The 11,678-nt window shown below is 74.1% G+C and carries 8 protein-coding genes; 6 read left to right on the top strand and 2 right to left on the bottom strand.

Features of this window, described 5'->3' with window-relative positions; translation table 11 throughout:
• On the top strand, positions 1-1,144 hold a 1,144-nt coding region (locus NBZ85_RS19420; protein ID WP_261562354.1), incomplete at its 5' end, for an adenine deaminase C-terminal domain-containing protein.
• A gap of 47 nt (positions 1,145-1,191) precedes the next feature.
• Here NBZ85_RS19420 and NBZ85_RS19415 read toward each other — a convergent pair.
• Positions 1,192-2,385 (bottom strand): ATP-binding protein, encoded by a 1,194-nt coding sequence (locus tag NBZ85_RS19415; RefSeq protein WP_261555632.1) that lies wholly within the window; start codon positions 2,383-2,385, stop codon positions 1,192-1,194.
• Positions 2,386-2,637: 252 nt separating this feature from the next.
• Positions 2,638-3,780, bottom strand: coding sequence for a Rieske 2Fe-2S domain-containing protein (locus NBZ85_RS19410; RefSeq protein WP_261555633.1), 1,143 nt, complete (start codon positions 3,778-3,780; stop codon positions 2,638-2,640).
• A 579-nt stretch (positions 3,781-4,359) separates the two neighbouring features.
• Between NBZ85_RS19410 and NBZ85_RS19405 the strand changes: the two genes are divergently transcribed.
• The 5 genes from NBZ85_RS19405 (at position 4,360) to NBZ85_RS19385 (ending at position 11,493) form a co-directional block, all read left to right on the top strand.
• Positions 4,360-5,283 carry an FAD binding domain-containing protein gene (locus NBZ85_RS19405; protein WP_261562355.1) on the top strand — a complete coding sequence of 308 codons (924 nt, stop codon included), beginning with the start codon at positions 4,360-4,362 and terminating at the stop codon, positions 5,281-5,283.
• A complete protein-coding gene (locus NBZ85_RS19400; RefSeq protein ID WP_261562353.1) occupies positions 5,280-5,903 on the top strand; it encodes a (2Fe-2S)-binding protein in 624 nt (207 codons plus the stop codon). The genes NBZ85_RS19405 and NBZ85_RS19400 overlap by 4 nt, the downstream gene beginning before the upstream one ends.
• Positions 5,904-5,908: 5 nt before the next feature.
• Positions 5,909-8,302, top strand: coding sequence for a xanthine dehydrogenase subunit D (gene pucD, locus NBZ85_RS19395; RefSeq protein ID WP_261562352.1), 2,394 nt, complete (start codon positions 5,909-5,911; stop codon positions 8,300-8,302).
• On the top strand, positions 8,295-9,665 hold the full coding sequence (gene allB, locus NBZ85_RS19390; RefSeq protein WP_261555636.1) for an allantoinase AllB: 1,371 nt from the start codon (positions 8,295-8,297) through the stop codon (positions 9,663-9,665). The genes pucD and allB overlap by 8 nt, the downstream gene beginning before the upstream one ends.
• A gap of 277 nt (positions 9,666-9,942) precedes the next feature.
• Positions 9,943-11,493 (top strand): allantoicase, encoded by a 1,551-nt coding sequence (locus NBZ85_RS19385; RefSeq protein ID WP_261555637.1) that lies wholly within the window; start codon positions 9,943-9,945, stop codon positions 11,491-11,493.
• Positions 11,494-11,678: the final 185 nt, after the last annotated feature.

Raw genomic sequence — 11,678 nt, 5'->3', positions numbered from 1 at the left:
GAGACAGCCCACCACCACCTCGATCGTCGAGGTGACCCCGGCGCCGCCCGGGACCGGGGCGGGCGGCCTGTCCGCGCTGGGCACGGGGCCCGTGGCGGACGCAGCCGCACTGCGCTGGGCGTTGGACACCCCCGGCCCGACCAGGAGCAGGACGGTCACCGAGCTCGCCACCCACGGCCATCTCGACCATGACGTGCGGCTCGCCGTCGGCCAGGGCCTTGGCCCGATCGACGCGATCCGGCACGCCAGCCTGCTCCCGGCACGGGTGCACGGCCTGGACTCGATGTTGGGTTCCATCGCCCCCGCCCGGTTGGCCGATCTGCAGGTGGTGTCCACCCTCGCCGGCACCGCGCCGCCCGACGTGGTGGTCGCGGGCGGCCGGATCGCCGCCGAGCACGGCCGTCCGCTGTTCGACAACCACGACCTGGCGCCGGCCTGGGCCGTCGGCCGAATCCGGCTGCCGGCGAACCTGCACGCCGGTTCCTTCGCCGGCCCCGGACTGAGCCGGGCGGGCCGTCGCGACGCCAGCGTCGCGGTGGTCAGCATCGACGCGCCCCGGGAGCTGGCCGGCCCGCCGGTGGCAGGCGGCGCGGGAGGCGGCCCGCTGGACGCCGGCGGTCCGGAGGGTGGCCCGCTGGGCGCGACGGGCCCCGAGCCGGTGACCGAGACGGCCCGTCGACACGGCGTGCGCACCGTGCGGGTGCAGCCGACGGTGCACGGCGGATACGCGGTCGCCGACCCCACCCGCGACCTGCACAAGGTCGCGGTCTTCGAGCGGGACGGCGGTGGCGGGCCGGTCGACGTCGGGCTGATCCGTGGCTGTGGGCTCAGCCGTGGCGCGCTCGGGGTGTCGACGGCGCAGGCCCCCGGCCACGTGATCGTGGTCGGTGCCCGCGACGACGACATGCTGACCGCCGCCCGAGCGGTCGAGGGCATGGGCGGTGGGTTCGTCGTCGTGGACCGGGGCTGGGTGCGGGCGGCCTGCCCGCTGCCGCTGCTGGGTCTCATGAGCGACGCCCCGTGGGAGGCGGTGCTCGGCGAGCTGGCCGCCGTCGACGCGGCTGCGGCCGATCTCGGCTGCCGGCTGCCATTTCCCCTGCGGACCCTCGCGACGCTTGGCCGGCTGCTCTACACCCGCCCTTGAAGGCCTTGAAGGCCTTGAGGCCTTGGCGTCCTGATGCCCTGGCCCGTTCAGCCTCCGTCGGCCGCCCGCTGCCGGTGGGGCAGAGCGGGTCCTCCACCAGGGATGGCCCATCCGGACGGCGCGGTCTGCGCGGTCGGCACGGGTGCCGCCGGATAACGGCCAGTTGTCTGGGCCCGGACGTGCGCGGCGCACTCGCGCAGGTCGCGGTGTACCTGGTCGGTCAGGTGCCAGGTGCGTCCAGCACTGTCGCCGCTCACCTGGACCAGGCCAGCCTGGACCAGGCCAGCCTGGAGCAGGCCGACGAGGTGGGCGCGCGCCTGCGATCGGTCCGTGGCCAGGAGGGCGGCGGCCTGCGCGGTGCGCAGCCGTTGACCGTGCCGCAAAGCGGTGACGAGCTGGAGCTCGGCCCGCCCCAGCGGCTGGCCGAGCCGCTCGCGGCCCGCGACGTACCGGGCGAAGGCCAGATCCGCAGGGGCAGCAGGCAGGGTGGCGACGGCCATCTGCTGCGCCGGGTGGTCGAAGCGGGGGGCCGCAAGGCCGTGGCGAAGCTGGTCGGCGACGGCCCGGGCGATGCCGTGCCCGGTGCGATGAGCGATCCCCGCCCGCCGGAAGGCATCGACGAGCAGGGGGTTGCGCGGGCGGGGCGGTCCCACGAGCACGGTGCCCGGCGACGGTCCGGCGGCCGGCCCCACGGGGTTCGTGATCTCGATCCGGTCGTCCGCCCACCGCACGTGGACGGCGCCGGGAACGTCGTAGTCCCGATGGGTCAGCGCATTGGTGATCAGTTCCCGGAACGCCAGCTCCGAAAAGGCGGGAACCTGCACCCGTACGAGCTCGAACCGGACGACCTGTTCGGTGTTGCGGGCGCGGAAGCGGGCCAGCAGCTCCTCGGCGAGCCGGAACAGCGGCCAGTGGAAGAAGTCGTTCACCACGGCCTCGTCGGCGCGCAGGACCTGCATCGCGGCCTCGTGCCAGGGCAGGAACCAGCGAATCGCCGCCGGTCGGCCGAACAACAGCAGGGCCTCGGGCAGCAGGGCCGGCTCCGCCGTGCCCTGCTCCGAGGCTGCCTGGCCTGCCACGCCGAGGGCGGCGGCCAGCTCACGGTCCGGCAGGCCGGCGAGACCGGCGTCGGCGCGCGACCCTGCGGCGCCCACCAGCCGACGGAACCGCTCGAATTCGCGTGGGTCGAGATCTGCCCAGCTCGCGTCGGTGATCGGCCGAGCCCAACCACGCTCCGTCATGAATTTCGTGCCTCCCGGCCCGGATCCGAACTCCATCCTAGGTCGGGTGGTGGGCCACTGAGCTGGAATGTTGTCCCCGCTGGGGTGTCGGATATCCGCCGCCGCCCGCAGCAGTCGGACCGTGCCAGATGCGTCCGAATCCTCTTGCGATCATAGGTAGTCGAGAGCGCCTACCCGGGTCCTTCTGGAGGGTTCGGCGTCCGATTTGTCCTCACCGGAGAACCCGCACGGCTCCGCTCCCGTGCACGCCTCTCACGGGGCGGTGCCGGTGGGCCGTCCGGCGGTGCGGCGGGCGGCGGTGCGGCGGGCGGCGGTGAGCGGCCGGTCTCGCCCACCGGCCAAGCGCCCGGAGGCTGCCGGCAGCCGGGCCGCCTGATCGACCAGGGACGCCAGCGCGCGGCGCAGCGCCACCCCCGCCGCGTCTGCCCGGATGCTCACCTCTTCGACGGGGTCGCCGTCGGCGGCGATGGCGATCAGGGGCAGACCGTCGAGGTCGAACCGTTCCTGCAGCGCGAGGTCCGCTTCGAGCACAGCCTGCTCGAAGCGGGCGGCCTCGGCTCGCCGTGCGGCGTCCCCGCCCAGGTCGTCGCGCAGCAGCCTGGTGTAGATCCGGGTCGATCCCGCATCCTCCGGCTGCAGGCAGAACTGGATCGTGTTGATCATTCCGGCGTCCGGGTATTCCAGGCGCAGCCGCAGCATGAACGGCGGCCGGTACACGTAGGTCGACCAGCGGCGCTGAACGAGCGGATGATCGCCGGTGGCGACCTTGGGATCCTCCGGGTTGGCGACCCGCTGTTCCATCTGCACGACGAAGCCGTCGCCGTCCTGCGTCACCCGGTAGGGCCCGACGACGGTGTCCTCGCCGGCGCCGATCGTGTCGGCGTGCACGAACGGGAAATGCGCCGTGTCCAGGAAGTTGTCGGCAAGCAGGCCGGCGCAGGCGGAGGACCGTGACGGCTCGAGCCAGACCGAGTCGAATCCTGCCTCGTCCGCCTCGGGGATCTCGATCAGGTCGGTGAACGGTTCCTCCGGGGCGAGCCAGATCAGGCCGTGCCGCTCGACCACGCCCCACGGCGGGGTGGCCCTGGCCCGCTTGGGGGCGGGCACCCCGGGGCCCAGGGCGGGGACCGCGGTGCAATCGCCGGAGGCGACGAAACGCCAGCCGTGGTAGCCGCAGACGAGCTCGCGCGCATCGACCCGGCCGGCCGACAGCGGCGCGAGCCGGTGCGGGCACCGGTCGGCGAACGCCGCCAGGCCATCGTCCAGACGGGCGATGACCCATGGGTCACCCAGCAGCCGCACCGCCACCGGTTCGTCGGCGACCTCGCCGGAGCGCGCCACCGGATGCCAGCCATGGCGCAACGCGGCCGTGGTGTTCTTCAGGCGATGTGTCAAGCCCACCTCAGCTCGGTCGCGTGCCGTCCCTCTCCGGAGGGAATTGTTCGCCGGGACACGCCATGGTCGGCGCGGTACTTACCGGTCTCGTTATGAGATGCGACGAAAGACCGAGAAGCGTGGGCTTCGGGAACGGAGGGGACAAAAGTCCCATTTCGGGAGCGAAGCGGCTCGGTGTTTCGACCCGACGTCGAGTATGTAACACTCGGTGATGGCGTGTTGGGTAGCCGGTGATGGTTCAGGTCGGTGGGATGTGGCGACGCCCCGGTGAGACGGAGTGCGCCGGCCCCTTCAGCTCGATCGGGCAGGCTCACGGAGCGTCTGACTGGTCGAACATCATTGTAACTTTCCGCCTCTAGGGTCGGTTGCCATGCACCGTTCGTCCGCCTGCCCCGCTGTCCCCCGGCGCGCCGGCCGGCACCGCCCGTCGGGTCCACCCGGATTCCCCGCCCTGGGTCCGTTCGGGCGGGTGCGGTCCAGGACGTGGCGCACGTGGCCTGAGCGGGCGTGGTCCGAGCGGGCGTGGTCTGAGCGCGCGTGCTCCGGCCCGCTGCGGTACCGGGGGGAGTGGTCCTCGTGATGGCCGGCGGGATGACGTCCACGATGTTCCGGCCACGCACTGTCGGCGAGGCGGTGGAGATGCTCGCCGCCGCGCACGACTCCGGCGCCGCGGTGGCGTTGCTGGGCGGCGGCACCGATCTGGTCCCCGCGCTGCGGTCCGGGGAGCGCTCCGCGGAGGCGGTCATCGCCCTGCGCCGGGTGCTCGAACTACGGGTCCGCGGCGCCGGGGCGGACAGCCTGACCATCGGCGCCGGGGCGACCTACACGGACCTGGCAGGCTGGTCGCTGTCGCCGGGCCTGGCGCGGGCCGCTCGGGTGGTCGGCTCCGTGCAGATCCGCAACACCGGCACGGTCGGTGGTGCGCTGGGATCGGTGCGGCCCGCTGGTGACCTGCTCACCTTCCTGACCGCCGCCGACGCGGAGGTGCTCACCGCCTCGCCACGAGGACCGGACCGGATGTCCCTGCCGCACTTCCTCGCCGACGGCCTGGCTCCGGACGCCCTCGTCACCGCCGTGCGGCTGGCCCGTCCGGGCGGTCCGCAGGTCTACCTCAAGATCGGTGAGCGTCAGGCCGCCTATCCCGCGGTCGTCTCCTGCGCGGTCCTGGTGGACCGGGTGCGCCACCGGCTGACGTGCGCCATCGGGGGAGTCGGCATGCTGCCGGCCCGGATGGGTCAGGCCGAGCGGTACGCCCGGGACGAGGTCGACTGGTCGACGGGGACGGTATCCCCGCCGACGGCCCGGCGCTTCGGTGACCTGGTCGTCGAGGAGGCCGCCCGGGTCGCTCCGGCGCTACCCGCGGGTCCGCGGGGGTCCGTGGAGTACCGCTGGCACGCGGCGGGGGTGCTCGCCGGTCGGGCGTTCGCCCGCTGCCTTCATCACCTGACCGCGCCCGCCGCCGGCGACCCCGCGCGGGGGTCCGCCGCCGGTGGGCAGCGGTGACCGCCGTGTCCGCGGACGGCCTCGACGCCGCGGCAGACGGTCCCGGAGGTAGGGCAGGTAGTTCCGGCGGTGGGGAGGCCCGAACGGACAGTGGTGAGAGCTACCGGCTGAACGTCGACGGCTTCCTGCGCTCGGTGAACGGCGCTCGGATCGAGGATTCACTGCTCACCGTGTTGCGGGACGTGCTCGGGGTGACGGCGGTCAAGGATGCCTGCGAGCAGGGCCGGTGTGGGGCCTGTTCGGTGCTGCTCGACGGCCGGCTCGCGGCGTCCTGCACGGTGCTCGCCGCGGACGCCGACGGCTCCCGGGTGGTCACCGTCGCCGGGTTGGGCGGTGCGGGGCTGACCCGGGCGATCCGGGCGATGTTCCTCGCCGAGGGGGCGGTGCAGTGCGGCTTCTGCACCCCTGGCTTCGTGGTCGCGGTGACGGACCTGCTGACCCGCCACCCGGACGCCGACGAAGGGGAGATCCGCGAGGCGCTGTCGGGCAACATCTGCCGGTGCACCGGCTACGGCCGCATCCTCGCCGCCGTGCGGGCGGTCCAGGCTGAGCGCGGCATCATCCCAGCAGCTGATGCTCACGCACCTGGGAACGCCCAGGACCGCCCAGATGGGGGGTGAGCCGGATGGGTGATGAGATCGTGGGCGGTGGGGTCGTGGCTGGTGAGATCGGACGGTCGGTGCGTCGCCCGGACGGACCAGACAAGGTGACCGGCGCGTTCCCGTACGCCGGCGACCTGCGGGTGCCGGGGATGCTGCACGCGCGCACACTGCGCTCGCCGTACCCGCGGGCCCGGATCGGGCGGGTCGACGCCGCCGCGGCCCGCCGTCTGCCCGGTGTGGCCGCTGTGGTCCTGGCCGCCGACGTGCCAGGCGTGGCCACCTACGGGCTGATCGTCGCCGACCAGCCGGTCTTCGCCGCCACCGAGGTGCGCTACGCCGGTGAGCCGGTCGCCGCCGTGGCCGCCGTCGACGCCGCGACCGCCCGCCGCGCGCTCGCCGCGATCGAGGTGGACTACGAGCCACTGCGTCCGGCGACCGACCCGGAGCGGGTGCTGGCCGCGGACGCGCAACCGCTGCACCCCGCCGGCAACCTCTTCCGTGAGATCGACATCCGGCACGGCGAGCCCGGGGTCGACGGTCCCGTCGTCGTCGAGGACCGCTACGTGGTCGGCATGCAGGACCAGGCGTTCCTGGCACCGGAGGCGGCCCTGGCGAGCCCGGCGGCCGATGGCGGGGTCGACCTGCTCGTGGCGACCCAGTGGCTGCACTCGGACCGCGAGCAGCTCGCCGCCTGCCTGGGCATCCCGGAGAACCTCGTCCGCCTCACCCTGGCGGGCGTGGGGGGTGCGTTCGGGGGACGTGAGGACATCACCCTCCAGATCCACGGCGCGCTGCTGGCCCGAGCGGCGGGTGCGCCGGTGCGGATCGCCTACGACCGGGTCGAGTCCTTCCTGGGGCATCCGCATCGCCATCCCGCCCGGATGTGGTTCCGGCACACCGCGACGGCCGACGGCGAGCTGGTCAGCGTCCAGGCCAAGGTGGTCCTAGACGGCGGCGCCTACGCGTCGTCGTCCCCCGCCGTACTCGCGAACGCGCTCACCCATGCCGCCGGCCCCTACCGGGTCCCCCACGCCCGGCTGCGCGGGGTGGCCGTGCGGACCAACAACCCACCCTGCGGGGCCATGCGGGGATTCGGTGTGCCGCAGGTGACCATCGGCCACGAGGCCCAGATGGACCGGTTGGCCGACGCGCTCGGCCTGGACCCGGTCGACCTGCGGACCCGCAACGCCGTCCGACCGGGGGATGTCCTGCCCACCGGACAGGTACTCGGCGGCCCGCTGCCGGCGCGGGAACTCATCCAGCTTGTCGCCGCCCGTCCGCTGCCCCCACCGCCGGCCGCGGACGTCACCGGCCTCGCCCTGCCCGGCGGCCTGCCCGCCGCAGCGGAACCGAGCCGGGTGCGCCGCGGCGTCGGCTACGCCCTGGCCTACAAGAACCTGCTCTTCTCGGAGGGCATGGACGACTCGTCGGCCGCCCGCGTCCGGTTGGACCTGACCGATGACGGCACGCCGCGTGTGCGGGTGCACAGCGCCTGCGCGGAGGTCGGCCAGGGCTTCGTCACCATCGCCGGGCAGATCGCCCGCACCGAGCTCGGCGTCGAGCAGGTCGTCCTCGCCCCCGCGGACACCGCCGTCGGCAGCGCCGGTTCCACCAGCGCCTCCCGCCAGACCTGGATGAGCGGCGGCGCGGTGCGTGGCGCCTGTGCCGCGGTCGCCGACCGGCTGTTCGCCCGGGTCGCGCGGGCCGCCGGACTGCCGGCCGAGGTCGTGGAGGCCCCCCGGCGCACCCTGCGGATCGTCGCCGGGGAGATCGTCGGCGTGGAGGCCGGGCTGCGCGTACGCATCGCCGACGCGCTGGTCGAGGGCCCGATCGAGGCTGACTACACGTTCCACCACCGGCGGACGACCGCACTGGACGCCGATGGCCAGGGCGATCCGCACGTGGCTTTCGCCGGCGCGGCGCACCGCGCGGTCGTCGACGTGGACATCGACCTCGGCCTGGTCCGGGTCGTGTCGATGGCGCTGGCCCAGGACTGCGGCACCGTGCTCAACCCCCTGTCCCTGCGTGGGCAGGTCGAGGGGGGCACCGCCCAGGGGCTGGGTCTCGCCCTGATGGAGGAGCTGGTCACCGTGGACGGGGTGGTGGTCAACCCGACCTTCCACGACTACCTGCTGCCGACCACCGCCGACGTCCCCGATCTGGACTTCGTCGCCGTCACCGAGCCGCAGCCCGACGCGCCCTACGGGGTCAAGGGCGTCGGGGAGGCGCCGACCTGCACCGCCACCCCCGCGATCGTCGCCGCCATCCGGGCGGCGGTCGGGCGGGACCTGCGGCGGGTCCCGGTGCGCCCGCAGGACCTCGTCGACCTGCCGACCCGCGGCGACCTGCCGACCCGCGGCGACCTGCCGACCCGCGCCGACGTCGACACGGCTGGGGGTGGTTCGACCGGTGAGTGACAACTCCCCGGGTGCGCTGGTGGGCCTGCCGGAGCGGCCGCAGGTACTGCGGTCCAGCCGGGTGGTCCTGCCCGAGGGCGAGCGGGCGGCGGCGGTGCACCTCGCCGACGGCCGGATCACTGCGATCACCGAACCCACCGAGGTACCGGCGGACGCCCTGGTCACCGACGTCGGTGACCTGGCGTTGCTACCCGGTGTGGTCGACAGCCACGTGCATGTCAACGAGCCTGGTCGGACGGAGTGGGAGGGATTCGCCACCGCGACCTGTGCCGCGGCGGCGGGCGGCGTCACCACGATCATCGACATGCCCCTGAACTCGATTCCGCCGACGACCTCGCTGGCGGCGCTCGCGGCCAAGCGGGCGGTGGCCGAGGGGCAGATCGCCGTCGATGTCGGGTTCTGGGGCGGCATCATCGGCGCCGACACCCGGAACCTCGCCGATCTGGCCGCCCTGCACGACGCCGGTGTCTTCGGCTTCAAGGCGTTCCTGGCCCCGTCGGGGGTCGAGGAGTTCCCGCACGTCTCGATGGAGGTGCTGGCCGCCGCCGCCCGGCACACCGCCCGGATGGGCGCCCTCACGGTCGTGCACGCCGAGGCGCCGGCGGTCCTCGCCGCGGCGCCGCCGGTGGCCGGGCGGGCCTTCGCGAGCTGGCTGGCCTCCCGGCCCGCGGCGGCGGAGACGCAGGCGGTGGCGGGGCTGGCGGCGCTGTCCGCGGCGACGGGTGCCCGGCTGCACGTGCTGCACCTGTCCGCCGCCGACGCCCTCGACGAGATCCTCGCCGCCCGGGAGGAGGGGCTGTCGCTGACCGCCGAGACCTGCCCGCACTATCTGACGTTCACCGCCGAGGAGGTCCCCGAGGGGGCCACGGTGTTCAAATGCGCGCCGCCCATCCGGGGCAGGACGAACCTGGACCGGTTGTGGGACGCGATGTCGGCGGGGCTGCTCACCGGGATCGTCAGCGACCACTCGCCGTCGACCCCCGAGGTCAAGCACATCGACAGCGGCGACTTCGCGGCCGCCTGGGGCGGCATCGCGTCCGTGCAAATCGGGCTACCCGCGGTGTGGACCCAGGCCCGCGCCCGGGGGCACACCCTCGCCGACGTGGTCGGCTGGATGTCCGCGGGTCCCGCGGACCTCGCCGGGCTGCGCGGCAAGGGCCGGCTGGCTGTCGGCGCGGACGCCGACCTCGTCGTCTTCGACCCGGAGGCATCCTTCCTGGTCGAGCCGTCCATGCTGCGCCACCGCCACCCACTCACGCCCTACGCTGGACGCAGCCTCGACGGAGTCGTCCGGGCGACCTATCTGCGGGGGGTGCGTGCGGACGGTGACCGCCCGCCGCGGGGACGCCTGCTGACACGGTGAGGATCACCGCATCGCCCGATCGGGTCAGGATTTCCCGCCGCCGGGGGCCACGTCGGCGGCGGGCGCGGGCGGGGGGCTCTGATCCGGCCCAGCGGCGCCGGCCCGGACCACCCGCAGGCGTCGACGGGACGTACCCTTTGCGTCCCGCCAACGCGCTGGCCCATCTTGTCCCGCAGGGTCCGCAGCCACCCCCGGTGGTGACCTGGCGGCCGCCCGAAAGACCACAGAATGGCAGGTCGCCGCAGGTGACACCGCTCGAACCGAGAGAAGGATCCTGATGAGTGACGAGCCCGACCTGACCAACCTCGTCGACCTGGCGGCAGCCCGTTCCGGCGGCACGGTCGTGGCCGTCAACGACGAGTTCTTCGCGTTCGCGGAGCGGATGTTGCTGTCCGAGCCGCCGATCGTGCGCCCCGGTGTGTTCACCGAACGGGGCCAGTGGACCGACGGCTGGGAGACCCGCCGCCGCCGTGACCTGCCGGGGGCCGACTGGGCCATCGTCCGCCTCGGCGCGCCCGGTATCGCCCACGCGATCACCGTCGACACCACCCACTTCACCGGCAACGCCCCCGAGGCGGTCGAGATCCACGGGGCGACGGTCGCCGGCTATCCCTCCGCCGCCGAGGTCGCCGACGACGCCGTCGACTGGGTGGAACTGGTCCCGCACACGCCGATCGCCGCCGACGCGGTCAACGTGCTGCCCGTGGCGGAGGCGGGCCGGCTTCGGATCACCCATCTGCGGCTGACCATCCATCCGGACGGCGGCGTCGCCCGGCTGCGCGTGCATGGCACGGTCGTGCCAGACCCGCGCCTGCTCGACCGGGTCACCTCCGATCTCGCGGCCGCCTATCTGGGCGGGGTCGTGGTGGCCGCCAGCGACATGCACTATGGCGACCGGCACAACCTCAACGCCTCCGGTGACGCGCGGGCGATGGGGGAGGGCTGGGAGACCCGGCGTCGCCGTGGCACCGGGCACGACTGGGCGGCGGTCCGCCTCACGACGCAGGGCCTGATCGTGCGGGCCGAGGTCGACACCCGCCACTTCCGCGGCAACGCGCCCCGGGCCGTCGAGCTGTGGGCAGCGGACCACCCCGACCTGCTCGACCCCGATGACATCGACGCGATCATCGAGTGGGTCCCGTTGCTGCCGCGCACGCGGGTGCAGCCCAACACCCGGCACCTGTTCGATCTGGAGGTGCCGGTCCAGGCCACCCACGTCCGCGTCGACGCGATTCCCGACGGAGGCCTGGCCCGGCTGCGGCTGACCGGCGTGCCCACGGCCCTCGGGCGAGAGGCGCTGGCCATGCGCTGGTTCGACGCGCTGTCCCCGGACGCCGCCCGCGAGGAGCTGCTGGCCTGCTGCGAGTCGGAGGACTGGGCCGAGGCGGTGGTGGCCCGCCGTCCGTTCGGCACCCTGACCGCCCTGCTACCCGCCGCCGAGCAGGAATGGTGGCGGCTGCCGGAGTCGGCCTGGTTCGAGGCGTTCACCGCGCATCCCCGGATCGGGGAGCGCCCGACCGGCATCCCCGCGCCGCCGACGACCGCCCGGGCGTCGGTGGTCTCCCTCGACGCCCCCCGACGGGAGCAGGCGGCGATGGACGAGGCCTCCGACGACATCAAGGCGGCGTTTGCGACCGGCAACGCCGCCTACGAGGACCGCTTCGGCTACATCTTCCTGGTCCGGGCGGCGGGGCGCAGTGCCGAGGAGATGCTGGCCCTGCTCCAGGACCGGATGGCCCACGAGCCCGCTGAGGAGCTGCGCATCGCCGCCGGTCAGCAGGCGGAGATCACCGCCCTGCGGGTCCGGCACCTGATCACCGGCGCCTAGCCCGCCCCACCGGCTAGGGGGTCGCCGACTCGATTGCCGGAGGTTGTTGACGGTTTCGGCCAGCAGGACGGCCACCAAGCTCCAGCAATCGCCATCCCGGCATCCCGGCGAGCGGGCCGTCCCTGCGCCGTATCCAGGACGTGTGTGGACAGCCCCATCTGCGCCCCCTGCCTTGTCCCCTCGCC

The organism is Frankia tisae, assembly GCF_025403405.1.
Taxonomy (GTDB): domain Bacteria; phylum Actinomycetota; class Actinomycetes; order Frankiales; family Frankiaceae; genus Frankia; species Frankia tisai.
Note: the sequence above shows the minus strand (reverse complement) of the source record. Positions and strands in the feature narration are given on the sequence as shown.